Source organism: Candidatus Roizmanbacteria bacterium (assembly GCA_016699265.1).
In the GTDB taxonomy this organism is placed as follows: Bacteria; Patescibacteriota; Microgenomatia; order UBA1406; family GWC2-37-13; genus CAZLQR01.
In genome coordinates this window covers 796,286-821,402 of the sequence record CP064967.1, presented here as the reverse complement: position 1 = coordinate 821,402, position 25,117 = coordinate 796,286, and the positions used below count along the sequence as shown (strand labels likewise).

Sequence of the window (25,117 nt, the reverse complement as noted above, 5' to 3'; positions counted from 1 at the left end):
CAAACCTATTCCACAGCGATTGATGACAATCCTAATTTTAGGAGCATGTATCTTCGCAAACTTATTAGTACGTCCGATTTCCTTAAGACTGGATTTGTCAAATGGACAAGCGTACAGTATTTCTCAGTCATCTAAAAAAATAATCTCATCACTTCCAAAACAGGTAACAATAACTTTTTTTAGTTCCAAAAAAATTCCTTCGACATTGACATCGGTGCGGCAGGAGATAGATGATTTTCTAAAGGAGTATAGTTCACAAACTGGTGGTAAAAAAATAACATATCTCCTTAAGGATCCGGACAACGACACAAAGGCCCAGCAAGATATGCAGAATTACTCAATTCCGCGGCTGCAGTTTTCTCAACAGGATCAGGATCAGTTTGCAGTGCAAAATGCATATTTTGGTATCGGAATCTCGTATGATGGTAAGCATGCTTCGCTTCCTCAAGTAACAGATGTTCGAGACCTAGAGTACAACCTAACAAGCGTATTGTATAAACTAAGTACACCAGCGCTACCAATAGTTGGAGTAATTGGAGCGCCCGAAGGTCTAAGTCAACTCCAGTCCCTCGCAACAGTTTCACAGTCACAGTTCGGAATAGAAGAGACCGCAACACCATCTGCTCAGTTCAGGTCTTTGATCGTGTTTGGTAGCGATGTAAAACAATATACTCAGGATGAAACTTTTCAACTGAAGGAATATCTCCAAAATGGAGGATCAATATTGTTTTTTGTTGATGGTGTGACAGTGAACGACACGCTTCTTGCACAAGATGCAACTCACGATCTTTTTGCATTATTAAAATCATTGGGCATTACACTTGCCAAAGATCTGGTGAGATCTAAAGCTGCGGAGTTAGTAAGCTTTGGTCAAAGTCAGAGCTCCTTGCCAATGGTACTTCCTTATTCATACTGGATAAAGACGAACGAGTTGGCGAAAGAGTCGTTACTTTCGAACGTTAAGGTGCTCGTATTTCCTTGGGCATCCTCTGTTTCTACATCTCAAAAGATTACGACACTTGTCAGATCAGAGCCTCAGTCATGGCATGAAACTAAAAATTTTAATTTAAGCCCTCAGACCACAGCTCCCTCGGGAAAGGTAAAGGAGGAGTCATTTCCCCTTATCGTTTCTGGAAATTATGGAAAGGGAAGATTTATAGTTATCCCTTCCTCAAGATTTGTTCTTGATGGCTTCCTCTCAAGAACTAATGACAATATGGAGCTTGTTATGAATGCCTTGAGCGAGTATGCGTCTGGAGGGGCATTAAGTGGTATTCGAAGTCGGGCAGTAGAATATTATCCACTACCACCGTTTTCTGAGCCAGTGAAAAACACAATCAAATACCTACAAATTTTTCTTGGTCCAACAATATTTGCTGTCTTTGGTCTAGTTATTCTAATAAAACGGTCGCGACAAAAGTAAATTATAATAGCTCTAAGTTCCCCCGATACGAAGTCGGGATTCCGACACTGGGGTCGTCGGAACAAGTTCTAAGTTATAAGCTATAATGTTTCAATGCACGTTAGAACGCGAATACCACCATCGCCAACTGGTGAGGATCTTCACATCGGTAGCGTCTATACAGCGCTCCTGAACTACGCATTTGCAAAAAAGCACGAAGGTGAGTTCATCATTCGCATTGAGGATACCGATCAAGCTCGTTTAGTAAAAGGAGCGGAGGAGAAATTCCTTCAGACACTCAAAGACTATGGTATCAACTATGATGAAGGTCCAGATAAAGAAGGGGCGGTTGGTCCATATCGTCAGTCTGAACGACTCGAAATCTATCAAAGATATGCGAAGGATCTCATCGAATCGGGCAAGGCTTACTACTGCATCTGCTCAAAGGAGAGGCTGGAAAAACTTCGCGACTCGCAGCAAAAAAATAAGCAGATTTCAAAGTATGACAAGCACTGTCTCGGATCTCAAGAAGAGATTAAGAAAAAAATAGATAACGGCGAGAAGTATGTAATTCGTCTGAATGTCGAGCCGAAGATTGAGGTGAAATTTAATGATCTCATTCACGGGGACATTGTCATCAACACGGATAATCTTGACGATCAGGTTCTCATGAAGTCGGACGGATTTCCTACCTACCACTTAGCTGTAGTTGTCGACGACCACTTTATGAAGATTTCACACGTCATCCGAGGAGAGGAGTGGATTTCCTCTACTCCCAAACATGTGCTTCTTTATGAAGCGTTCGGATGGGAAAAACCCATCTTTGCCCATGTGCCTCTTCTCAGAAACCCCAATAAATCAAAAATGTCCAAGCGTAAAGATCCCGTATGGGCTTCGTGGTATCTCAAACAGGGATTTCTTCCAGAGGCAATCCTTAACTACCTGTCCTTAATGGGTTGGTCGCACCCAAAACAGAAGGAAATCTTTGACCTTGAGGAATTTATAAAGGTCTTCGACCTGAAGGATATGAAGCCGGTCGGTCCTGCATTTGATGTGATTAAGTTAGAGTGGATGAATGGCTCTTATATTAGAGCTATGGACAATGAAATCCTAAGTAATAAAATTAACTCCTTTTATGAAGGAAAATACCCTAAAGAATTGATCGACCAAACTATTCCTTTAGTGAAGGAGAGAATCAAGAAACTTTCGGATTACTATCCGCTCTCTGAGTTTTTCTTTGAGGCTCCAAAAAAATACGAGGTTGATGAAAAAAAATATAAGGAACTTGTCAGTAAAATGCATAAAACGCTAAGTACTCTTAAGGAATGGAAGGCGGAGGAGATCGGTAAGACTCTGCAAGAACTAGCAGAGAAAGAAGGAGTAAAAAATAGTGAATTCTTTATGGTTGCTCGAGTAATTATTACTGGAAAGAAAATCTCTCCTCCTCTTAATGAGTCAATGGAGCTCCTTGGTAAAGAAGAGTCCTTAAAGAGGCTAAAGATTTAGAACATTAGTTCCTGCCAGTGAGGATCGACATCAACTCGTAGATCAAGAAAAACCTTCTTATTAATTGCGAGTTCAATTTCTTTTCTTGCCATACTTCCCATCTCCTTAATTTTTCTTCCTTCAGAACCTATGATCATTCGTCGATATCTATCGGCAGTAGTTAGGATGCGGGCCTTTATATACTTCATCCCATTCTCTCGATCTTCTATCTCATCAACCACGCACATAACTGTGTAGGGGATCTCCTCTCCCATCTTTAGAAATATTTTTTCTCGAATGAGTTCGGCAATAAATGTTTTACTATCCATGTTAAGGAGAGGATGTCCGGTTGGGCTGTGGTGAATCTGCTCAGGAGTCCGCTCTGGTAACAAGTCAAAGATTTTATCAAGAAGTGGCTTTACATGAATTTTATTAATGGCAGATATTTTATAAACAAAAGGAAACTCATCACGGAGGAACTCGTACTGAGGAAGGTAGGTCTCATCATCCTGATCTATCTTGTTAATTACGAGAATCTTTGGTTTATTTATCTTTCGTACAATTCCAAGCACTTTTGACTCTTCGAAGTCTCGTCTGCGTGTGTGATCTACCATATAAATAACCACATCAACAAATTCTTCTGCTGCGCTTAGGGTTTGCTGATTTATTCTTTTGGATAAAGTGTCGCGGACTTTATCAAAAATTCCGGGGGTATCGACAAACTCAATAGTTCCGCGTTCCTCCTCAAGCAGTGCATGAATTGGAAATCGAGTTGTCTGTGGCTTATGTGAGGTGATTGCGACCTTTTGACCAATAAGATTATTAACAAAGGTTGATTTTCCCACGTTAGGACGGCCTATAAGTAGTACAGTGCCAGCCTTCAATTTAGCTTGTTCCATCAGCTATATTTTAACACATTAGTCCTTATACCGTCCGAATGGGGCAGGATTACTTTTTTCGTGCGCAGTATCTAAAGACAGGTCTATAAGTATGATTTTTTGGTTTAGAGTCGTCAACGATAGGCGGGAGCTGGCCAAGTAAATATACCGCTCTTATAAATAGAGCAGCTTGCAGTTTGCTGAACTGACCTTCTCTGAATGTTGTTGTGCCACGCTCCACCATAAGTAGATATCATAGCAAATTATTATTATTTTGATTGAGAAAATCAATTCAACTCATTATAATAATCCCTTCATGAAAGAAAAAAGTCCACGCAAGGAAAATAGCCAACCAACTCTTGCCGAGATTCACACAAAACTTACGGGATTTGGTTTTCCCTTCGTCTATGTTGGCGGAGTAGTCTCTTCGAGGATCGGCCCGAACACATCTCTTGGACACGTAAATACAATTACTCAGTCATTCTCTCTTCAAAACGAAGTTCCGTACAATCCAGTTCGTAACGATGGTACGGTGCGAGATATAGATGTAGTCGCATTTTGTGAAGATCTCCCAATGTTCCAAGTTGCGAAAGCAGAGATGGAGGCAGCTTTTCCAGAGGTACCTATTTCTATCGAAGGAGTGCGATATTCAGGGTGGCCAGAGCGTAAAAGATATAAGCAGTTTGTGGTCGGTAACGATATAGATCAAGAAGGTAATGTTCAATTCGCCTTCGACGACGTAAGAATGTCAATGCCCAAAGAAGCATTTGAAGTATGGCAACTTCAAACTGCTGAAGGACTAATACTTCCTGTATTCAGTCCAGCAACGCATGCAATGCGATATTTGGTTCGAGTACCATCGGGCTTAAAGCCGAAAGATGACGGAGAAAAATTTTCATCATTAATGCGTCTTGCTAATGAGTTCACCACCCATATTGGAGAACTCGATCCCGTGAAGGATGGCGAGTATTTCAATGCAGTGTACGTACCTTGGGTGGATTTTCTTCAAAGGTGTCAAGAAGTATCTCCTTACAGTTTCACCGGCGCGAAGGTCATGGTTGATAGGGTATGGTGGAACACCATTGGTGCAAAGATAGCTAACGGTAATGGGCCGATGGGGAAAATCTTCGCTAGACTTGGAAGCAGTTTCTCGGGCTAAGGTGAGAAGATGGCTGCCCAGCGAGGATTCGACCTCGATAAGCAGCTCCAAAGGCTGCTGTCCTGCCATTAGACGACCGGGCAACTGTACTCTATTATACCAATGATTAGCCCGTTCTCATCAGGCTCTTGCTATACTTTCTGCATGGTAGAAATAAAAGAAGCGTAAATATCCTGTTAAGGTTGAAACCGCTAAAGATTTTTCTATCTCAGTTCAAAAGGACAATTCATGCTGTTGGGGAGCCGATAAAAACTCAACTTTAGTTTTTTTCTGAAGTTTGCTATCCACCATACGAAGATGGTCGTTTTGAAAATCTTGAAGAATAGTAAGTACCGATACGGTCAACCAGTCGCAGCACCTTCATTACATTCTTAAACCTAATTTAAAATTGCCTACAATAAAATTACTCAGAGGTGTACTATGTATTTAGCTATGACAGTTGAATCTAGTGAAGAGTCGTCCAAACTACAGGCTTCCGTAATGGCAGAACATGCAGGCATAACGCTGACCGATGGTCAGATTGACAAGTATGCAGCGCGAAGACTTGGGTATGCTGATGAATCAAACGCCAATGAGTCTTCGAGAGATCACGTAGTTCACTTGCTTTCAGATCAACAAATTCTTGATGGTCTACTAGACGCGGGGCAAAGACCTAAATTTAGAAAATCTTTTCCCAATATAGAATTTAAAACTCCTGAAACAGTTGTTCAAACAGGAACACAAGTTTTGAGGACGATTGTTCCAAAACAACCAGAGCCAAAAAGGTGAGTGCGTCTAAAAGTCGAAAAATAACTACCGCTCAAGAATTCTACATCTTGCACTCCAATTGTAGAGGTATATAATCAAGACGTGAAAGGCTTTAAGATTGATTTAGAAAAAGCTACTTTAGAAAATACTGATTATCGCCGAGTTCTTTATACCGCTCACAATAGCCAACTTGTTCTGATGAGTCTGAAACCAGGGGAGGAGATTGGCGAGGAGGTTCATAAGCTCGATCAGTTCATTCGTATCGAGCAAGGTGAGGCAAAATCGGTTCTTAATGGAGTGGAGGGAATTCTGAAAGCAAACGATGCAATCATAATTCCACAGGATACTGTACATAATATTATGAATGTTGGATCCACGGATCTTAAACTCTATACGGTTTACACACCACCTGAGCATAAAGATGGTACGGTGCAGAAAACAAAGGCTGATGAAAAGGAAGAACACTTCGACGGGGTAACAACAGAATAAAGAGCTTCTCAAGTACTTATTAAGTACGACGGCTAATTAAATTGCATTATATTCGGATTTGACCTAAGATATTTCCTCATGAAAAGTTCTTCGATAGATAAAGCTGCCCTCCAGTTTCATAAGAAATATCAGGGTAAACTTATCACTTCCTCAGTCCGTCCTATCAAAACAAAACAAGATCTGTCTCTGGTTTATACTCCAGGCGTCGGTGCAGTTAGTAAATTGATCGCCGAGCATCCTAGCAATTCTTTTAAATACACTATGAGAGGTCGAACGATTGCTGTCGTATCCGACGGTTCCGCTGTTCTGGGACTTGGCAACATCGGACCAGAAGCAGCTCTCCCAGTCATGGAAGGAAAGTCACTTCTCATGCGAGAGTTTGCAGGCGTTGACTCCGTGCCTTTGGTGATCAATACGCAGGATGCCTCTGAGATTATTAAGTTTGTGTCGCTTATTGCACCTACGTTTGCTGGAATCAACCTTGAGGATATTAGTGCTCCTCGCTGTTTTCAGATCGAGGAGGCGCTGCAGGATATCGGGATTCCTGTTTTTCATGATGATCAGCACGGTACGGCGGTTGTGGTAACTGCAGCGCTGAAAAATGCAGCGAAGGTAGTGGGGAAAAAGTACGAGAATCTTCATGTGGTGATCGTCGGTGCAGGCGCTGCTGGACTTGCGACCGCAAAGATGCTTCTTGGACTTCAGTGCAGAAGCGATCGATGCGAGATCGTTCCAGGTGGTGCGCGCGTAAAGGATGTTATTGTCGTGGATAAGAAAGGCGCGATTCTCCCAGGTCGTGATAATCTCAACATCTATAAGCAGGCAGTCGCAAGTCTCTCAAACATTCATCGCAAATCAGGATCTTTACTTCAGGTGATAGAAGGGACAGATGTAATCATCGGTGTTTCGGGCCCTGGGAGTATCAAGCCCGAGATGATTAAACGAATGGCTCCAAACGCGATTGTATTTGCGATGGCAAATCCCATTCCCGAAATTATGCCCGAAGATGCAAAAGCCGCAGGTGCGGCTGTTGTTGCAACGGGAAGAAGCGATCTACCCAATCAGATTAATAATGCGCTCGCATTCCCCGGTATTTTTCGCGCAGTTATCAAAGGTCGTCTAAAAACGATTACTCCTCAGATGAAGCAGGCGGCATCTGACACAATTGCGCGCATGATTAAAAAACCAACAGCACAATCGATTATTCCTGGACCATTTACTCCAAAACTTGCGGAGACCGTTGCAAAAGCAGTTCTCAAGTATGCAAAAGCAGAGGATAAAATCATTGTCTAATCCTCACCCCTCCTCACGACCTCACAGGTCGCAAGGCTATCTCCAATCGATAGGACTGAGTCCATGCTTTTCTAGATAGCTATTACATTTGCTGAAGTGATGGTTGTTAAAAAATAGAGTGGCTGAGAACGGGGATGGATGACCTGATGTAAGTACGAGATTGTTCTCTCGATCAATTACCGATCCTTTTGCCTGGGCATACTTTCCCCAGAGCATATAAACAACGTGTTTTTTCTTTGCGTTAAGGGAATGAATAACGGCGTCGGTAAACTGTTCCCAACCCATATCTTTATGGGAGGCGGGAGTGTTCGCGAGTACCGTAAGCACGCTGTTTAACATCAAGACTCCTTGAGAGGCCCACCGTGTCAGATCTCCGGATTCTAAGGAGCTAACGCCAAGATCACTTTTTATCTCTTTATAAATATTTTTCAGCGATGGGGGAAGACCTACTCCATCATTCACCGCAAAGCAAAGTCCATTTGCTTGATTCGGGCCGTGATAGGGATCTTGCCCGACGATGACGACCTTAGTTTTTTCGAAGGGACAGAGATCGAAAGCGCGGAAAACTTGTTTGGCGGGCGGGTAGACTATTTTACTTAAGTATTGTTCTCTAACAGTACTGCTAAGAGTCTTCCAGTAAGACTTAGTAAATTCTTGCGAAAGTTTATCCTTCCAAGTTGTTTCAATTCTGATATCTTGCATAGCTAGATTTTAGGGAATGATACTCAATATATTTCGCTATAACAATTAAATTTTCGATTGTTCAGTGTGTGGAAAGAGGACTATACTTATATAATGCCCGACCTAAAAAAGGAGCCAGTTAATACAATTACACATCCAGAGTTTCATAAAGATATAAATATCAACTTAAGGCTCAACTACATCAGAGCACTGGTGCTTGGAGCAAATGATGGCATTGTTTCAATTGCTGGACTAGTGGTTGGAATTGCTGGTGCTACGGCATCTGCGCACATAATTTTTACAGGAGGTATGGCTGGCATTATAGCCGGTGCTATATCAATGGCCGCTGGAGAGTATGTATCGGTAAGTAGCTTACGTGACACTGAAATTGCACTTTTGGAAAAAGAAAAATACGAGCTTAAGCATTTCCCTGAGATGGAACTCAAGGAGCTTGCTGGTCTTTATGAACTAAAAGGACTTTCTAAGAAAACCGCAATTCAGGTTGCGAAGGAGCTATCAGCAGAGGATCCCTATAAGGCGCATGTGGACGCTGAGTTAGGAATTGATCCTAACAATCTCACAAACCCTTGGCACGCTGCCTTAGCATCGTCAGTGTCATTCCTAGTAGGTTCTTCTATTCCGCTACTTGCAGTGATGTTGCCTCCAGAAAATATAAGAGTTCCAACAACGTTTTTTTCTGTGATATTAGCACTTGTGATAACTGGAACAGTGAGCGCAAAAATTTCCAAAGCGCCATTAATGAGAGCCATTATGCGCGTGGTAATTGGGGGAGCGGTGGCAATGGTAGTTACTTACTCAATTGGTTATCTCTTTGGCGTGCAGACGAGCATATAACCGTCTAAACTAATATGGCGCGGCAGCACAACTTTTGTTGTCACTGTCTCGAATTTTTAATTGCTGATTTATAATACTACTATGAGTGCTGTCGGAGTTATCATAATGCTGCTTTCTACCGTTGGTTATTCTCTCATTTACCCACTATTGAAGAAAGGGGGAGAAAAAATCTCTACATTTTCCTTATTGGCAATCTCTACTGGGGTAGTTTGTCTTATGTCAGTGGCTATGAGTTTGTTGACTGAGAAAAACTCACTTGTTAGGTCTTTTAGTGAAAAAAATTATATATGGTTTGTTCTGATAGCTGGATTTATTAATTTTTTTGCTTTTTGGTTAGGAGTAGTCGCATTTAGGTATATGTCTGTTTGGCAACAACAACTATTCGGTCTTTTATTACCAGTAGTGGGCGCAATTGCCGCATACTTTCTCCTTAAAGAAGCGATTAGCCCAAGATTATTTATAGGTCTAGTCATCATGTCCCTTGGTCTATATGTTGCTTTGAGGTAGAAATATATGAAAAATATTAAATGGTTTAAGTCAAAGAACTACGGGTGGGGATGGTATCCTGCTACTTGGCAGGGATGGTTGGTTCTCTTCACATTCCTCGTAATTGAGATTTGGAATTTTATGTGGCTCGACTCGATATCTCATTCAAACAGCGATACGCTGCGTCCTTTTCTTATTCAATCAATCGTGCTTACATTGGTACTCATTGCCATCTGCTATAAAACAGGGGAGAAGCCTCGCTGGCGTTGGGGAAAATAATTCAACAACTAAATACAAATGAAGTTAGGAAGATATAGGCACTCAAAGACGGGAAATATGTATCGAGCAATCGGTGTGGCTCTTCACTCAGAAACTCTCGAGGAGATGGTCGTATATGAATGCTTGTATGACAATCCAAGGAGTAAGCTCTGGGTAAGACCAAAGCATATGTTTCTAGAAGATATTGTTTTGAATGGAAAGTCCGTTCCTCAAATTTTTTGGGAGAGTGATTTATCACTTGATAAGTAATTAAGAATTGATATAGTGAGGGTGTATGGCAAAAGTAAAAGATAAGAACTGTGAGTGTGATCATGACTGTGGTAGTCGTAAGAATTACGGTCATCACGGCGGAAATGGTATGTATGGATTAGGAATGATTGGGGCGGCTGTGTTCTATCTACAGCACTCCAATACTTTTCAAGAGGTTGTTGTTGCGATATTGAAGGCGATACTCTGGCCAGCATTCTTTGTCTACCGACTACTCGAAGTCTTCAAGTTCTAACTCCTCCTGCTATACTTTCTACATGAATCTCATAGATAAACTTGCCTGGATCTATATTAAGGATCGGAAGATTCTTTCGACACGGTCCAAAGGAAAAGATGCTTGGTATCTTCCCGGAGGAAAACGCGAGGCAGGAGAATCAGATCAGCAGACAATAATTCGTGAAATTAAAGAAGAACTTACTGCAGATCTCGTTCCCGATACCTTGAAATATCTTGGGACTTTCAAAGCACAGGCTCACGGAAAACCAGAGGGAGTTTTTGTCCAGATGACATGCTACACCGGCAAGTATAAGGGAGAATTAACACCATCCATGGAAATTGAAGAGATGAGTTGGCTTACGTCAGATACCGACCCCAAGCTCTTATCTCCCGTAGATCGTATCATCTTCGCATATCTAAAAGAGAAGGACCTCATAGATTAGGTTGGATCTATGGTATACTATAGTATTCAAGAATTATCTTGAAGATTGCTTATACTTGACTTCGTATTTACTACATAAATAGACGACTTCACTTTTTGAGCAAGCGGCACACATTGTGTCGAAAGTCCTTAAGGTCTATAAAGTCCATAAGGTCAAAAACTTTATAACTTTACAACTTTATAACTATATAACTAGCTTATGAACAGATCGCAACCGAGAGGTTTTAATCGTGGAAATTTTGGCAACAACTCATTTGGTGGGCGTACATCGTATGGTTCTAAACCACAGTTTAGACCTCGCTTCAATAGACCAATCAAAAGACTTGACCCATCTCTTTTTGTAAAAAAAGCAAAGGTGCAGGTAATCGAACCGGTAAGCGTATCTGAAGCCAAGTTTAGTGAGTACGCAATTATCGATCATCTTAAGCGAAACATTGCAGATCGTGGATATCTTCACCCAACCCCAATCCAAGAAAAAGCAATTCCTGAGATCCTTGCAGGACGAGATGTGATCGGAATTGCCAACACAGGAACTGGTAAAACGGGAGCATTTTTAATTTCCTTTATTGACAAGGTTTTTAAAGATAAAAATCAAAAAGTACTGATCGTAGTTCCCACTCGAGAACTTGCCACTCAGATCGGTGATGAGTTCAGAATCTTCGCAAAGGGAACTGGCCTCAGTATCGTAACGACCGTTGGAGGAATGAATATTAGACGTCAGATGTACGAACTGCGAAATAGACCAAACTTTGTTGTCGGCACTCCCGGCCGTCTCAAGGATTTAATTGGTCAAAGAGAGCTTAATCTAGGACACTTTCAAAACGTTGTACTTGATGAGGTAGATCGAATGGTTGATATGGGTTTCATTAACGACGTGAAGTATCTCGTTTCGCTTTTGCCAAAACCACGTCAGTCACTTTTCTTTTCGGCAACGGTGGATGAGAAGACGAAGGATGTTCTTAGAACATTTGTGAGTGATCCGGTGATGGTCTCGGTAAAACAGCAAAATACAGCAGAGAACATTGATCAGGACATTGTAAGAGTAGGCGGCGGAAAACTTAAACTAGACGTCTTGTGCGATCTCTTAGCTAAACCAGAGTTTGATAAAGTAATAATTTTTGGTAGAACAAAATGGGGAATGGAACGATTGGCGCAAAACCTTCGCGATCGAGGATTTAAGGCATCTGCGATTCACGGAAATAAATCTCAGAATCAAAGACAGAGAGCTCTCGACGATTTCAAGAATGGAAATTTACATATCCTGATTGGTACAGACGTTGCTTCAAGAGGGTTGGACATAGAGAATGTAACTCATGTTATTAACTACGACGCTCCAGAGACATATGATGACTATGTTCATCGTATAGGTAGAACTGGGCGAGCTGGTAAAAAAGGGGTGGCACTTACCTTCGTGGATTAGTTAGTTATATATTCCACAGGAGCTTCATTTAAAACGATAAACGCATAAGAATTAAGTATCGATCTATTGTCATTGACCTAATTGGTGGAAGTGTTAATATGATAGTCGTGTTATGACAAGTAATGTGCTCGACAGAGAAGTTCCTCTTCCTCCAGAGGACAAACGCGTAATAAGCGAAATCAGGGAAATTCCAGGATTGAACAATATGTTTAATGCTGGTGCTTGGTTGACTACACGAGGGGAAACAATGCTGCTACTTCGGCAGGTTTTGGAACCGGGTCAGCCCGGACAACCAGATTCAGGTCCATTAGTAAATATGAATTTAGGTAAACCAGAGGATCTTATTGAGCTTGAATTAATGGGCAATAATGTCATTAATAAAGAAGTAGTATGGCATCCTGAAGGGAAGGACTCACTTCTTGAAGATCCACGCGTTGTTATAATTGGCGATGGCAGAGTGATGGTAGGGATGACTGCAGTGGAAGCAAGAGTACCGTATCCTGCAATAACGTACCTCGAGCAAGATTCTATAAGTAAGATAGAGCCGTCTACCGTGAGGATTATCCGAGATTTTGGTCCTGGAAAGAACATGACACCAATCGACTCTAGCACTTTCTTCTTCCGTCAAGAAAAAAATCATCATAAGTTGCTTGTATTATCGTGGGATGAGAATAATGACAGAATTGATAAAACAGGAGAACTAGAGTTTCCAAAAGATATCGACTGGGCATCATGGAGGGTAGGGACTGGGAGTCCTCCTATTTGGATTAATGAGCGTGAGGCTCTAATGATATTTCATGGAATTAAGGTAGAGAATGGCCTATACGTTTACAGCGTAGGCAAAGCTATGTTGTATAAGGACGACAACGGGAAGTATTCCCTTACCCATATTGACCGTACACCGCTTTTACATCCTGATGACTTCATTACTAAAGAGGATGGTTCCCCATTAGTGCCCGAATTGCACCCAGAACTTAGACGGGTATTGTACGTTTGCGGTCACACACTCGAAGGGGATGATCTTTCGTTATTTGTGAACCATGGTGATTCAACAACGATACCCCATGGATACTCATTGGGCAAAATGGTTGAAGACTTGAGAAGAGTAGAGAATAAAGTGTAGATAAAGGAGCGGTGGCAATTAGGCTAATAGTTATTAGTTATTCTGTGCCCTCATCGATTCCTGGGTGTCCAGGAGTTCCAACAGGCGCTCCTACAGAATCCTCACTCAAAACTTCACGTCCTTTAGGATTCATATTAGCTTCCAAATGATCCTCATCATTTGCTTTTTGCTCAAAATGCTCCATGAGCTCAATGTTTGATTGGGCTTCGAAGCCACAGACCTCACATTCGAATAATTCAGTATTGATGCTGTTGTCTATCATTTTGTTCACCTCCGGTTCTATGATACCACTAATCGGGGCGATTGACAGAGGGAAGTGTGGGTAAAAAGAAGGTGGTTAAAAAAGTAAAACTGCCCAAATATACTTCGCTGATTACTAAGATGAAACAATATGTGTTCACCTCGTTTTCCTTAAGTCGGATCCTTTCAACATCAGTTGTTCATGACCGTCTTAATTCGAGATATTTGATTTCTCTGTATGTAGTTTTTTTGAAGAACTCCTACCGAAGAAACGTAAGCAGATTTACTCTCTTAACCTAGACACATTATACCACATGTTTATAGAAATATCCAGTATAACATGTTTGCCTGTACGACCTACGAGGTCGTACACCGACCTTACTTGTTATATCTGAGCCACAGTTTTTTTTGTTTTTCGAAGAGCTTTTGATAGTGTTCTATCTTGTTGTGGCGGTGAAATTTGAAGGCAGAATCGGGCATGGTTGTAAATGCATCCTGAATTACATTATTGTACTTATTGAGCAGAATGTCTGCCGATTTATACTGCCGCGCCCGTTCAATAAGTTTAGAAATGTCGACTAATAAAACATTGCTCGTTAGCCATTTTAGCCTCATTTTCATGTCTCCATTTACCTTTTTACTTTGTCCCCATGCTCGAAAAGCCGTCTCAAAATATCCGATAGTTTCGATCGTGTTGAATGCTCTTCCAAGTTTCGAATCTTTATTTCGGAGGATATCACAGGTTTTTTGAATCGTGCTTGGATCAACATCCTGTCCAAGTACCTCATGTAGAACGTTTTTGAGAAGCTTAAGTTCTCGCTCGTCATCCTGTTTAGTTTTTACGTAGCGCATGATGTCTCCGACCGCAGGCTCAGCCCAGTCATGTACGATAGAGGTGAAAAGCAACTGTTCCTGTTCCTTTTTAGTAAAACGACCCTCATTCTTAAGGAAGTCTTTAGTTTGCTCATATGCTACGAGTAGATGATCAAGATTATTCGCATCAGGACCTAGAGTCCGTTCCCATTCATAGCCGGAGTACTCTGTTGGCTTAAACATGTTCCATCGAATGCGGTGCTTGAGAATGTAGCCATAGTTAGTCTTTGCAAACATCTCATGAATTTTCTCAAAAGAAATAAACCAACCCTTCTTGGTCGTGATACCCGTTGGAAGCTGAATTTGATCGCTTTGAGTTCGCTTTGCCATGTTTAAAAAAACTTGACCTATTATAAGCGCCGGCAATTTTTCTGTCAAAGGCCCTTATAGGAGTTCTTCGATCATCTTGCAATATAGGTATCTATATGGTATTATTATTTTAGTTAAAGATAATCTGCTTATTGTTTATCTGCACGAAAAGGTATAAAACTAAAGCTTCGACCCAACTTAATGATAATAATCCTTACTAAAGCTACTATTTTTGCGAATTCCCCATATCAATTGGAGAATTACTACGGAAGGCAGGTGAAAATATAAAATGGATAATAATAAATTATTTATCGGAAGCCTACCTTGGGCAGTAAACAACGATTCACTTCGTGATTTATTTGCGCAGTACGGTGAGATCACTGACGCTGTTGTCATCATGGACAGAGATTCAGGAAGATCAAAAGGTTTCGGATTCGTTACTTTTGCTAGCCAAGATTCTGCTGAAAAAGCACTTGAAATGGATGGTAAAGAAGTCGAAGGTCGAAAGATCGTCGTTAACAAAGCTAAACCTCAGGTTAAACGTGAGGGTGGTTTTGGAAGATAATCATTTCTTTTAAACGAAACAATATAAATCGCGCAACGCTCAGGATACAGAAATGTGTTTGGAGGTTGCGCTTTTTATTTGGCTAGATTGTTATAATCGAGTATGCTTTCGTTAATCCAAAAAAATTGGGACAAACTTCTTCTAGCCATTCTAATAGGTGTCTATATCATCACATTTTCTACGCTTTCGATTCTTCGTCACAATGCATTTGCTTCAGCGCTCGATCTAGGGAATATGGATCAAACCGTTTGGAATACGCTCAATGGAAACTTTTTTTCCTTAACCAATAATGGTCAAAATGTATCTAGGTTGGCTGTGCACGGTGATTTTTTGCTTGTGCTTTTTGCTCCGTTATACGCCCTTTGGTCTAATCCAAGAATACTCCTCATCGTGCAGTCAATCTATCTTGGGCTTGGTGCAGTTCCATTATTTCTTATTGCAAAGTCAGTGCTGAGAAATAGAGCCGTTGCGCTTGGTTTTGTACTAATCTACCTTCTCAACCCTCTCATCCAGTGGGTGAATATTTTCGACTTTCATACTGTATCTTTTATGGTTCCCGCATTCTTGTCCTTGTTCTACTGCGCGCTCAATAAAAGATGGAAGTGGTATTGGCTGTGGTTTGTATTAATACTTCTTACCAAAGAAGAAACGGCCCTACAGGTTTTTCTCTTTGGAATTTCGCTTTGGGTCGTGTTTAAGAATAGAAAGATTGGCGTACTAACCTCACTCATCTCAGGACTATGGTTCTGCTTCTTGTTTTTTATTCTGATGCCAAAATTTAGCCAATCCGGGGAGCACTGGGCACTCGCTTGGTATCAAAATGATGGTGTTGGTTCTCTGATGAATCGCGTATTATTTCTACCTGAAATTCAGAACTACTACAATCTTCTTCTCAGGTCTTTCGGTTTCTTACCATTATTTGGATTTCCGTGGTTATTACTTGCCGGCCCAGAGATTGTGATTAATGTTCTCAGCTCTCACTCAGAGATGCACTCTATTCAGTACCACTATACTTCGGGTATCATACCGATCTTACTCATCGCATCCATCTACGGAGTGAGATACTTTTCATCGTTAATAAGATCAAAGGCAGCGGTGGTATCAGGCATAGTAGTGGGAGGTGCTTTGCTCATAGTATTAAGGACGAATTATCATTACAGTCCACTCCCAACTACCGAGTCTTGTTGGTGTATCGTGTATCGTGTAACGCAAGAAGATATTGAATTTGAAAAAATACTTCAGTCCATTCCACAATCAGCATCAGTTACTTCATCGACCGAGATACATGGACATGTTTCTCAACGAAAAGAGGCATACATGCTTCCATATGCAACTGAGTCTGCACAGTTCATTGCTCTCATAGATCAGAACAGGGTAATTGACAACTACGGACCTAAACAGGAAGAGCGGGGATTGATACGAAGGCTGAATAAAGAAAAAAAATATCTTTTAATAACGAAGATTGGACACTTCTATCTTTATAAAAAAAATTAATCTTCACGATTTTCATTCGGCATTTTTAGTTTCTTCATGTAAGGTAGCCATATACGGTCCTCCTTAACTTCAATGTCAGGAATTAATTTTTTAAATATATTTGCATACCTGTCAGGGTTATGAATGAGGTACATATCTAAATACTTATTAAGTCTTATGTCAAAAAAACTAACGGTACCAAAATTAAACATCTCTCCGAATAAAGTATTATTTACAATAATCTTTCTTAAATTTTCAAGTTTGTACTTTTCTTGGGTTCGGTGAACTATCCCTTTCCGGTGTGAGACGAATTCTGGGGTAATTTCATAGTATTCGTTTAACCAAAGTAATATAGTATAGGTACTGAGTAAAAGCTTCACTATCCCAATTGCGATGAAAAAGAAAAAGAAGATGCTAGGATCAAGAGATAATTGTTCAAGTATACCGATTGCAGTATTGATAAAAAAATAAACTCCAATAACTAATCCAGCAAAAAAAAGATCGATAAAAACGAGTTTAAAAATGAGAATAGAGATGCTCTGTCTAATGTTGATGTAGGTTAAGGTGATGTTCTTTGGACCTTCCATATAGATGTCTCTATGATCATCATAACACTAATACATAAATAGTAAAGTTGCTTAACCCATGATTGTGGGTGTATAATTTTTTCGTTATGAAAAAGGAATCAATTTTTAAGTATGTAAAATGGTTCGCTATGTTCGGAGTGTTACTCGCGGTATATCTACTTTGGCAGCAGATAGCACAACCAGCTTTTAAACCATGCAGTATAAACGCAACGATTAACTGTGACGCAGTTATTACCGGACCTGTCTCAAAAACCTTTGGTATCTCGACTCCTTTATTTGGTCTTGTTGGATACGTTGTTATTTTAATCGCATCTATCCTAAAGAAACCAAAACTAATGCTTTCAATGGCGACCTTCGGTCTTGTATTTTGCTTATGGATAGCGTATCAGGAGTTAGTGTTGCTTCGAGTTATCTGTCCGGTATGTATTCTTTGCCAGATTGTAATGCTCTCTGTATTTACCCTCTCGATCAAGGTTCAAAAGAAGGCTGATTGATTATCAATCCGCTTCCTTAAGTAAATCATCAAGGTTCAAAGGCTCTACTCCCATGACAATTATATTTTCCGAGTTATACTTCCACATAGATTTTGGTCGGTCCCAATATAGTTCGATACCATTTCCATCAGGATCTTCTAAGTAGATAGCCTCGGATACGCCATGATCCGATGCTCCAGTGATTTTGTATTGTGCTTTCTGGAGCTCTTTAAGAGCATTGGCAAGATCTTTACGGGTTGGATAGAGAATTGCGAAGTGACAAAGTCCGGTCGTCCCATGTATTGGCGATGTTCCTCCCTCGCTCTCCCACGTATTTAGACCAATGTGATGATGATATCCACCAGCAGACAAAAATGCTGCGCCTGTTCCGTAACGTGCAGTTAGCTCGAATCCTAGTACTTCGGTATAAAAACGAATGGATCGCTCAAGGTCCGAGACCTTGAGGTGAACGTGACCGATAGATGTTTTAGGGTTGAGTTTCATATCATCACTGATGTTAGAAACCGAGCTTCTGATTCACAAAAATGATGTGAATCCGGTCAGGAGCTTCTTGGTTAATCACAACCGTTTTACTTGGATTCGTATTCCAAGTATCTGGTAAACCGTATGCTTTTCGGGCACGGACCGACTCGAGAGGGATAAGATGTTCTTTAATTCGATTCATTGCCTCTGCTACATTCTTTACAATCTTTTGCGTGCCGACAACCCACAAAACATGGGATGCTCCATAGAGATATGCTGGCAACTGACTACCGGTACCTGAAGTGACCACAGCCTCACCCTCTTCGGTAACCGCATGAACACTACCGACTACCCACTCGGGAGCCGCTCCCAATTTTTGCATTTCGCGATGCTCTGTGTCACGATTCATCGAGGCGAGTTTATTGCGAACCGACTTGTATTTTGATGAAGAATTGAGTTCCTTAGCGAGTCCAGCTTCCTCAAGTGTAATCGAGGTCATTGTCATGACCTCTGCACCTTCTGGAATAAGAGAGAGAAGCTTATTCTTTGCCTCTTCTGCCGTTTGTACTAATTCTGCGGATATACCATTCTTGGTAAGAGCTTCAATGGTTTTATTAACGACTTCCTCAGACACTGGGTGAGTGTATTTCATAGTAGATATAATATAGCGTATGAATTATAATAGTTTTCTAGTGCTATATAAACTATAGTACTATATAATATTAAGTATGTCAACATTACATTGCAAAAAATTATCAGACAAAACTAACGATGCGATATCTCTGTTGGGAGATACGTGGACCTTGGCAATTATCGGATCGCTTGCAAAAGAGGAGCAACGTTTTTGCGAATTGCAAAGATCTCTTGATGGTCTTAATCCAGTTACCTTAACTCAACGATTAAAAAAACTTGAAAAAGAAAAAATAATTAGTCGAAAGGAAGAAACAGTGGACAAGATTTCCGTCGTATATGGACTTACAACAAAAGGTCGCTCAATACTTCCGGTCATACAGGAGCTCGAGAAGTATGCTAATAAATTTCTCTGATATACTTAACCATACTTCAAGAAATGAGTGAGACTTCATTCAGATTTTCGAAAAATCAAAATTATGAACAGAAATTTAGCAATCGTTGCTCTCATTGCAGTCGTGAATGCACTGGGGTATGGAATAATTATTCCTATTCTCTATTCATACTCAAGGCAGTTTGGTCTTAGCGATTTTCAGAATGGCCTCCTCTTTTCAACCTTTGCACTGTGTTCTTTTATTGCCACCCCCGTTATAGGGAGACTCTCGGATAAATATGGAAGAAAACCACTACTTATTTTTTCATTAATTGGAACTGCAGTCTCTTTCTTCATGGCAGCTTGGGCGCCAAGCGCAGCATTCTTATTTCTTGCACGAGCCCTTGATGGAGCAACAGCTGGGAATATTTCTGTAGCTTCTGCTGTAATTGCCGATGCCACAGATGTAAAAAATCGAGCAAAAGGATTTGGATTGATAGGGGCTGCATTTGGATTCGGCTTTGTGTTTGGCCCTGCAATTTCAGCATTTGCAATTGGTTATTCAATCAAGCTTCCTTTTATCATAGCCGGCTCAGTTTCTATACTTGCGGTATTGGTTACTGCGCTCTTTCTCCCAGAAACCAATAAGCACATTGGACAAATTGAACATAAAAAATTATTTGACTTCCCGCGATTATGGCACGCATTATTTGAAGGACAGGTAGGTAGAACTTTACTAATCTCTCTTTTGTATGCAACCTCCTTTGGATTATTTATTTATGCTTTACAGCCAGTTGCACTAAAGGTTTTACATCTAACTCCTCAACTGCTTGCTGTTCTTTTTACAGTCTTCGGCATTGCCGGATTGATCACTCAAGCGATTATATTTTCTCGACTTACAAAGCGATTTAAACTGACTTCACTCTTTACATTCGCTCTTTTTGGGGTAAGTATAGTTTTTGCTTCATTATTTTTTGCAAACATTTTTTCCATTTTTGTGGGACTTTGTATTTTGCTGAGTTTAGGTAACGGAATTGTCAATCCTCTTACCCAAACGATCCTTTCTCGAGAAACTGATGCAAAATCACAAGGTTCAATTCTTGGTTTACAAGCTTCATACTTGAGTATAGGGCAGATTATGGGTCCTATAATTGGTGGCACAATAGCTCTTTATTCAATTCAAGCGCCATTTTTAATTGCATCACTTTTTTGCGTTACCTCATTTCTACTTTCAAGAAATATTATCCTCACTGTTCATAAGGAGTCTGCGTTCTCTTAAGTCCTACATCTCTGATACCATTAATGCATGTCGAGAAAAAAAAGCATATTTAACGATCTTTATAAAAAATGGGGAGGCAATGAGCGAGATCTTCACAATAAAATCTGGAGTAGACACGGTTCGATACTGAATCCACTTCAAAGCACTATGAGGCATGTAGCTGCTGGGTCGTTGGCAATTCTCTTATTTATGTCGCACCCCGTGACAACCTCCATTATTGCACAGGGACTACAGCCGGACATTGTTCCGGTTCAAGAAATTGTACATACTCAGGGAGAGCTCATATCTACCCTTTCACAGAACTTACCGCAGGATGTTTCAATTCTCACACCCGATCAGGAACTCAAAGTAGGTGCGGAACTATCGAAGTTTTTCAAACTTCCTATAAAAAGCAGCTTGGATGGTAAGCGTTTAAACAGAAGCTATGGGTATATTGGAGCAGAGCAACATCTTATGAGATTTGCTGGAGACACAATTCTTAATCATTTTAGTAATGCAGAAGAGCTCGATAGATTCGGAGCATCGGGGATGGCTCCAGGACGAGGTGCGTGGGGCTATTTTTCCGAATCATTTGATCAAATGACTCAGAAAGATATTGAACGAGAGAAGTATTATATTGCGGTTCAGACTTTTTTATCACCAGGATGGGATGAAAATACCAAGGAGTTGTATGAATTTTTTAAGTTTAGAAAAATGCTCATTGTAAATCCTGAAAACGGAAAGGCGATGGTAGTGGTAATTGGTGATGCGGGGCCATCACCTTGGACAGGGAAGCATCTAGGTGGATCTCCTGAGGTAATGAAGCATCTGGAGCGAGTTGATGGTTCGGCTAAAGGGCCGGTGTTATACTTTTTTATCGATGATCCTGAAGATAAAGTTCCATTAGGACCGATTGAGATTAATTAGCATGAGACAAACACCGAAACATTTCTATCACTCAATTGTATCGATGGACTCACTCCGCGTAAGGTTGGATCTTTTTGATCTGAGCGATCTTGATAAAGATCAATTAATGGAGCTGGCTGAACGAACTTTACATCATTCAATTTTAGACCTCGTACTGTCAGAGCTTAGTGACAAAGATAAGAAAATATTCTTAGAGCATCATGCATCTGAGAAGCATGAAGAAATCTGGAAATTACTAAATGTTAATGTGAAAAATATCGAAAATAAAATACAGGTAACAGCCGAAAATATTTCTCAACGACTTCACAGCGATCTTAAGAAAATGAGTAAACACAAATCCTGATCTTGACTTTAATATCTAATTTTTTTATCATTTATCCATGAATAAGCGACTCTACTTTATTTTACTGACACTGCTCATTCTCATTCCGCAGACCGTAACTGCAACCACACCCTCAGGAAATGAAGTTGAAAATCGTCCAGAAAAACAAGTCGAAAAACGGCTTGAAAACCGACAGGAACTCAATGAAAAATTTGAGGTGCGTAAAGACAAATTAGCGTCTAGAGCAGCCGAGATTAGAAGCAAAATACAGGAGAGACGAGAAGAGTTTAAGGGGCGACAGGAAGAGCTTGCTTCAAAAGCCGCAGAGACAAAGGAGAGGCTGAAAGAGAGGAGATTAGCTTTTAGAGAAAAGTTGAGCGAATTTAAGGACGACAAAAAAGCTTCGCTAGCCGCAAAAGTAGATGCCAATATCGATCGATTAAATAATAAACATACTGAAAGGATGACTAATGCATTAGAGAAGTTAAATGAGGTTGTTGGAAGATTAGAGGACTCAGTATCGTCTGCCAATACACTAGGTAAAGATACCGCGTCTACCGCCGCCGCATTATCTACAGCCAAGTCTAAGATTAGTTCAGCACAGACTAAGGTATCGGAACAGTCAGGAAAAGACTATGCCCCGGAAGTTACCGATGAAACGACCTTAGGAGCCGTAGTAAGTGCGGCCTTCAAGGCTTTTATGGTAGATATGAAGGCAACTCAGGCATTAGTAGTTGATGCAAAGCAAGCTGTAAGAACCGCTGCTGAAGCTGCTATATTATTGAAATAAAATGGATTCGGTAAACTCACCACTAACAAGCGCTCTAATAGTAAATCCTGTAAATCCAGAAGTTCAACCAGTGGTACAGGAAGCTCAGGCAGCCGTAACGGTTCCAAACCAAGGTTCTCCAAAATCCTCAAAAGCATTAATTGGTCTTTTAATATTTGCAATTGTGGCCGTACTTTGTTCTATTAGTTACTTTCTTTATGTCCGGTCAAATAATCAGCCAGCTACTCCAACCTCAGTTGTAGTAACTCCAGTTCCAACCAAAATAATGGTGAGTCCAACAACAAAAAATGAGGTTGAGACCTTGGATCAAATTGACACCTCCTTTCCTTCAACTGATGCAGCGAGTATCCAAAGCGACCTTCAAGGGTTATAATAATTCTCCATGCTAAAGATTTTTATCGCGGTTATCACGGTGTTGGCGCTTTTTAGCGGGATTATCATTTACAATGAGAGAAACAGTAAGGACAAATTAGACATCGTTTTTACCGGAGCAAAAACTCAGAGTGTTCCAGTTACAAATAATCAGATTTCACCAACCACAAAACCTATGCCAGACTCAAAGCTAATTATCGATCCTAAGGTGACCTATACCGCAAAGGTTTCCACTACGAAAGGTTCATTTACAATCGAGCTCAATCAAGGAGAGACTCCTAAGACCGTGAATAACTTTGTTACTCTAGCAAGTAAAGGATTCTATGATACTACGATTTTTCATAGAGTTATCAAGGGTTTTATGATTCAAGGAGGAGATCCAACCGGAACAGGTCGAGGAGGTCCAGGATATAAATTTGATGACGAAAAATTTATCGGAACATACACCAGAGGAACCGTTGCGATGGCTAACTCGGGACCAAACACGAATGGTAGTCAATTCTTCATAATGCATGAAGATCAGGATCTACCGCCAAACTACACCATCTTCGGTCATGTGGTAGATGGTCTAGATACTGTAGATGCAATTGCAACTCAAGAAGTAACCTACGGAGACTCAGGCGAACAGTCGACACCTGTCAGTCCCGTTAAAATAACTTCGGTCGAGATAGTCCCAAGTGTTACCGTAAAGTAAATACTTCGTCTGACTCGAGAACTTTTTTAATTATCTTCGTTTCGCCTCTGCTGTAGACTACCGTGACAAGAGGCGTTCCTGCACCTAGCTGTTTCTTAACCTCGATTTGACTTAATAAGCCAACTAAAGGAAGCCGATACTCAATCGTTACTGAGGTGCTTGACGCGGGTGGGGTCTCGAAATATAGTCCGAAGATTGTTTTATTATCTACGCGAGTCGTAACAATCTCATTGGTTACTTCTTGATTGTTCAGGCGCGCTCTAATCAATGTGATGTTCTTTGGTAGATATAATTGTAAGTAGTTTTTAAACGTTTCCTTATTTGGGGCATCTGAGCTTATAGGGTTCGAATATGTAGATCTGAAGGAATGAATTACAGAATCATTCGATTGGATGAGTTGAAGGTTCAAGGTCTTGTGAACGATCTCGTTAAGTTTATTAACCCCTACATTTGTATCAACTGGGAGTATCCAGTCTGGATAATAAAACTTTTGATCGCCTGAAGCCTGCAGATTTGACATTGCAGCTTGAAGTTCTCTATTTTGAAAGTACAGCACTAGGTTTTTTGATGTGATCGATCTATATATAAATTTTATAAGGACAAATGGAGGAAGTTCTTCGAGTTTGTGTCTGACAGCGTTACCTAGAGCCGCGAGAATTGAGCGCTTTTGTTTTGAACCAGGGAAAAAATTTGTTTCAATTTTCTTTTGAGTAATTGCAAAGAAGTTGCTGCTTGAGATAGTTGTCTGAAAATCCGAAAGTTCTATTGGTCCAGTTAAACGAAGTAAATCTTCGAAAGCCGAAGTGGTTACGCCAATTGCTCCGATATAATCCCTATTGTATGGAGGCACAGATTCTAGATATCTGAGTGCATTTTTTACATTCTGGCTAAAGTCTGGAGAAAAATTCGAGTCCCTGAGATATTCATTAGGTTGATTTAGATATTTTCTTACGATGGAGTGCGGTTCATGATGATCCCTAATCTGACCATCAATTTCATATACATCCTGTACCTCAAACTTTGTTAATGTGTAGTTCTTGAAAGTGATGAAGCCCAGAGATCCTATAAAACCACCTCCTGGGCGAAGTTCGTAGTTGTTATAAAAGAAAAGAACATAGTGGGCTTCGTATTTATTTCCTAATAGTTCAGGTAACTGGGAAGAGACGGATGAGATCGAGTCAGCGTAGGTAACAAGGTTTTTTAGCGGTAGAGTCTTCGATAACATCTTGATAAGAGTTGAAAGTGTTGACGATTGTTTTTGGACTAAAGCCAATGATCTCTGAATGTACTCAAAATCATCAGAAGTTTTCTCGGTTTTATTAAGTAGCGAAATAAATTTCCTTTGATGGACTAGGGAGTGGCTCAGAATATTGGTAAAAGGGCTGTAAATAAGCATCGCCGTATGGGCAATGAGAAGTACGGAGATAATTACGGAAAATAACAGGGTCTGAAGGGTTTTTCGCATCTTTCCAGTATAGTACACTTCGACTAGCTCAGTGTATCTGCGAACGAGTCAAGAATACGAT

The 25,117-nt window shown here is 40.6% G+C and carries 32 protein-coding genes and 1 tRNA gene; 24 read left to right on the top strand and 9 right to left on the bottom strand.

Going from position 1 to position 25,117, the window contains the following annotated elements; genetic code table 11:
• Window positions 1-22: 22 nt before the first annotated feature.
• Together IPH70_04805 and IPH70_04800 are read left to right on the top strand one after the other, a co-directional pair.
• A complete protein-coding gene (locus IPH70_04805) occupies window positions 23-1,423 on the top strand; it encodes a GldG family protein (GenBank protein QQR63790.1) in 1,401 nt (466 codons plus the stop codon).
• 93 nt (window positions 1,424-1,516) lie between these two features.
• Window positions 1,517-2,908 (top strand): glutamate--tRNA ligase, encoded by a 1,392-nt coding sequence (locus tag IPH70_04800; GenBank protein QQR63789.1) that lies wholly within the window; start codon window positions 1,517-1,519, stop codon window positions 2,906-2,908.
• Here IPH70_04800 and era read toward each other — a convergent pair.
• Window positions 2,905-3,786 carry a GTPase Era gene (era, locus tag IPH70_04795; protein QQR63788.1) on the bottom strand — a complete coding sequence of 294 codons (882 nt, stop codon included), beginning with the start codon at window positions 3,784-3,786 and terminating at the stop codon, window positions 2,905-2,907. The genes IPH70_04800 and era overlap by 4 nt on opposite strands.
• Before the next feature lie 295 nt (window positions 3,787-4,081).
• On the opposite strand from era, the gene IPH70_04790 reads away from it, so the two are divergent.
• Window positions 4,082-4,924 (top strand): hypothetical protein, encoded by an 843-nt coding sequence (locus IPH70_04790; GenBank protein ID QQR63787.1) that lies wholly within the window; start codon window positions 4,082-4,084, stop codon window positions 4,922-4,924.
• 10 nt (window positions 4,925-4,934) lie between these two features.
• Here the strand turns inward: IPH70_04790 and IPH70_04785 are convergent.
• Window positions 4,935-5,007, bottom strand: a tRNA-Gln gene (locus IPH70_04785).
• A gap of 349 nt (window positions 5,008-5,356) precedes the next feature.
• On the opposite strand from IPH70_04785, the gene IPH70_04780 reads away from it, so the two are divergent.
• From IPH70_04780 to IPH70_04770, 3 genes are all read left to right on the top strand, one after another.
• Window positions 5,357-5,692, top strand: a complete 336-nt coding sequence (locus IPH70_04780) for a hypothetical protein (protein QQR63786.1) — start codon at window positions 5,357-5,359, stop codon at window positions 5,690-5,692.
• An 81-nt stretch (window positions 5,693-5,773) separates the two neighbouring features.
• Window positions 5,774-6,160, top strand: coding sequence for a cupin domain-containing protein (locus IPH70_04775; GenBank protein ID QQR63785.1), 387 nt, complete (start codon window positions 5,774-5,776; stop codon window positions 6,158-6,160).
• Window positions 6,161-6,238: 78 nt separating this feature from the next.
• The gene (locus tag IPH70_04770; GenBank protein ID QQR63784.1) at window positions 6,239-7,453 is read left to right on the top strand and encodes an NADP-dependent malic enzyme; all 1,215 of its coding nucleotides are present in this window, start codon (window positions 6,239-6,241) and stop codon (window positions 7,451-7,453) included.
• A 36-nt stretch (window positions 7,454-7,489) separates the two neighbouring features.
• On the opposite strand, the gene ung is transcribed toward IPH70_04770, so the two are convergent.
• Window positions 7,490-8,155 carry a uracil-DNA glycosylase gene (gene ung, locus IPH70_04765; protein ID QQR63783.1) on the bottom strand — a complete coding sequence of 222 codons (666 nt, stop codon included), beginning with the start codon at window positions 8,153-8,155 and terminating at the stop codon, window positions 7,490-7,492.
• A 93-nt stretch (window positions 8,156-8,248) separates the two neighbouring features.
• Between ung and IPH70_04760 the strand changes: the two genes are divergently transcribed.
• The 8 genes from IPH70_04760 to IPH70_04725 all read left to right on the top strand — a co-directional run bounded on the left by IPH70_04760 (window position 8,249) and on the right by IPH70_04725 (window position 13,222).
• Entirely contained in the window at window positions 8,249-8,989 is a 741-nt protein-coding gene (locus IPH70_04760; GenBank protein QQR63782.1) for a VIT family protein, read from the top strand.
• A gap of 81 nt (window positions 8,990-9,070) precedes the next feature.
• Window positions 9,071-9,496, top strand: a complete 426-nt coding sequence (locus tag IPH70_04755; protein ID QQR63781.1) for a DMT family transporter — start codon at window positions 9,071-9,073, stop codon at window positions 9,494-9,496.
• A 6-nt stretch (window positions 9,497-9,502) separates the two neighbouring features.
• Window positions 9,503-9,754, top strand: a complete 252-nt coding sequence (locus tag IPH70_04750) for a hypothetical protein (GenBank protein ID QQR63780.1) — start codon at window positions 9,503-9,505, stop codon at window positions 9,752-9,754.
• Window positions 9,755-9,772: 18 nt separating this feature from the next.
• Entirely contained in the window at window positions 9,773-10,003 is a 231-nt protein-coding gene (locus tag IPH70_04745; GenBank protein QQR63779.1) for a DUF1653 domain-containing protein, read from the top strand.
• A gap of 25 nt (window positions 10,004-10,028) precedes the next feature.
• Window positions 10,029-10,256 (top strand): hypothetical protein, encoded by a 228-nt coding sequence (locus IPH70_04740; GenBank protein ID QQR64431.1) that lies wholly within the window; start codon window positions 10,029-10,031, stop codon window positions 10,254-10,256.
• Between the two features lie 22 nt (window positions 10,257-10,278).
• Window positions 10,279-10,680: an NUDIX domain-containing protein gene (locus tag IPH70_04735; protein QQR63778.1), complete on the top strand. Its 402-nt coding sequence runs from the start codon at window positions 10,279-10,281 to the stop codon at window positions 10,678-10,680.
• A 198-nt stretch (window positions 10,681-10,878) separates the two neighbouring features.
• Window positions 10,879-12,099, top strand: coding sequence for a DEAD/DEAH box helicase (locus IPH70_04730; protein ID QQR63777.1), 1,221 nt, complete (start codon window positions 10,879-10,881; stop codon window positions 12,097-12,099).
• A gap of 112 nt (window positions 12,100-12,211) precedes the next feature.
• Window positions 12,212-13,222: a hypothetical protein gene (locus tag IPH70_04725; protein QQR63776.1), complete on the top strand. Its 1,011-nt coding sequence runs from the start codon at window positions 12,212-12,214 to the stop codon at window positions 13,220-13,222.
• 37 nt (window positions 13,223-13,259) lie between these two features.
• Here the strand turns inward: IPH70_04725 and IPH70_04720 are convergent, their stop codons facing one another.
• Both IPH70_04720 and IPH70_04715 read right to left on the bottom strand, forming a co-directional pair.
• Complete coding sequence (locus IPH70_04720; protein QQR63775.1) at window positions 13,260-13,493, bottom strand: hypothetical protein; 234 nt, start codon at window positions 13,491-13,493, stop codon at window positions 13,260-13,262.
• Between the two features lie 347 nt (window positions 13,494-13,840).
• Window positions 13,841-14,665 (bottom strand): hypothetical protein, encoded by an 825-nt coding sequence (locus IPH70_04715; protein QQR63774.1) that lies wholly within the window; start codon window positions 14,663-14,665, stop codon window positions 13,841-13,843.
• 268 nt (window positions 14,666-14,933) lie between these two features.
• Here IPH70_04715 and IPH70_04710 point away from each other — a divergent pair, with 268 nt between their 5' ends.
• Together IPH70_04710 and IPH70_04705 are read left to right on the top strand one after the other, a co-directional pair.
• The gene (locus IPH70_04710; protein ID QQR63773.1) at window positions 14,934-15,209 is read left to right on the top strand and encodes an RNA-binding protein; all 276 of its coding nucleotides are present in this window, start codon (window positions 14,934-14,936) and stop codon (window positions 15,207-15,209) included.
• A 102-nt stretch (window positions 15,210-15,311) separates the two neighbouring features.
• Window positions 15,312-16,703 (top strand): DUF2079 domain-containing protein, encoded by a 1,392-nt coding sequence (locus IPH70_04705; protein QQR63772.1) that lies wholly within the window; start codon window positions 15,312-15,314, stop codon window positions 16,701-16,703.
• Here the strand turns inward: IPH70_04705 and IPH70_04700 are convergent.
• Window positions 16,700-17,269 (bottom strand): PH domain-containing protein, encoded by a 570-nt coding sequence (locus IPH70_04700; protein QQR63771.1) that lies wholly within the window; start codon window positions 17,267-17,269, stop codon window positions 16,700-16,702. The genes IPH70_04705 and IPH70_04700 overlap by 4 nt on opposite strands.
• Before the next feature lie 86 nt (window positions 17,270-17,355).
• Between IPH70_04700 and IPH70_04695 the strand changes: the two genes are divergently transcribed.
• Complete coding sequence (locus IPH70_04695) at window positions 17,356-17,763, top strand: vitamin K epoxide reductase family protein (protein QQR63770.1); 408 nt, start codon at window positions 17,356-17,358, stop codon at window positions 17,761-17,763.
• Between the two features lie 3 nt (window positions 17,764-17,766).
• Here IPH70_04695 and IPH70_04690 read toward each other — a convergent pair whose 3' ends face one another.
• Window positions 17,767-18,246, bottom strand: coding sequence for a VOC family protein (locus IPH70_04690; GenBank protein QQR63769.1), 480 nt, complete (start codon window positions 18,244-18,246; stop codon window positions 17,767-17,769).
• Between the two features lie 13 nt (window positions 18,247-18,259).
• Window positions 18,260-18,877, bottom strand: coding sequence for a lactate utilization protein (locus tag IPH70_04685; protein ID QQR63768.1), 618 nt, complete (start codon window positions 18,875-18,877; stop codon window positions 18,260-18,262).
• Window positions 18,878-18,953: 76 nt separating this feature from the next.
• On the opposite strand from IPH70_04685, the gene IPH70_04680 reads away from it, so the two are divergent.
• The 7 genes from IPH70_04680 to IPH70_04650 all read left to right on the top strand — a co-directional run bounded on the left by IPH70_04680 (window position 18,954) and on the right by IPH70_04650 (window position 23,591).
• Window positions 18,954-19,271 (top strand): helix-turn-helix transcriptional regulator, encoded by a 318-nt coding sequence (locus IPH70_04680; GenBank protein QQR63767.1) that lies wholly within the window; start codon window positions 18,954-18,956, stop codon window positions 19,269-19,271.
• Window positions 19,272-19,334: 63 nt separating this feature from the next.
• Window positions 19,335-20,507: an MFS transporter gene (locus IPH70_04675; GenBank protein QQR63766.1), complete on the top strand. Its 1,173-nt coding sequence runs from the start codon at window positions 19,335-19,337 to the stop codon at window positions 20,505-20,507.
• 27 nt (window positions 20,508-20,534) lie between these two features.
• Complete coding sequence (locus IPH70_04670) at window positions 20,535-21,413, top strand: hypothetical protein (GenBank protein QQR63765.1); 879 nt, start codon at window positions 20,535-20,537, stop codon at window positions 21,411-21,413.
• A 1-nt stretch (window position 21,414) separates the two neighbouring features.
• Window positions 21,415-21,756 (top strand): hypothetical protein, encoded by a 342-nt coding sequence (locus IPH70_04665; GenBank protein QQR63764.1) that lies wholly within the window; start codon window positions 21,415-21,417, stop codon window positions 21,754-21,756.
• 37 nt (window positions 21,757-21,793) lie between these two features.
• Window positions 21,794-22,525, top strand: a complete 732-nt coding sequence (locus IPH70_04660) for a hypothetical protein (GenBank protein QQR63763.1) — start codon at window positions 21,794-21,796, stop codon at window positions 22,523-22,525.
• A gap of 1 nt (window position 22,526) precedes the next feature.
• Window positions 22,527-22,898 carry a hypothetical protein gene (locus tag IPH70_04655; protein ID QQR63762.1) on the top strand — a complete coding sequence of 124 codons (372 nt, stop codon included), beginning with the start codon at window positions 22,527-22,529 and terminating at the stop codon, window positions 22,896-22,898.
• A gap of 174 nt (window positions 22,899-23,072) precedes the next feature.
• Window positions 23,073-23,591: a peptidylprolyl isomerase gene (locus IPH70_04650; GenBank protein ID QQR64427.1), complete on the top strand. Its 519-nt coding sequence runs from the start codon at window positions 23,073-23,075 to the stop codon at window positions 23,589-23,591.
• On the opposite strand, the gene IPH70_04645 is transcribed toward IPH70_04650, so the two are convergent.
• On the bottom strand, window positions 23,578-25,056 hold the full coding sequence (locus IPH70_04645) for a DUF4012 domain-containing protein (GenBank protein QQR63761.1): 1,479 nt from the start codon (window positions 25,054-25,056) through the stop codon (window positions 23,578-23,580). The two genes, IPH70_04650 and IPH70_04645, sit on opposite strands and share 14 nt — an antisense overlap.
• Between the last annotated feature and the right edge of the window lie 61 nt (window positions 25,057-25,117).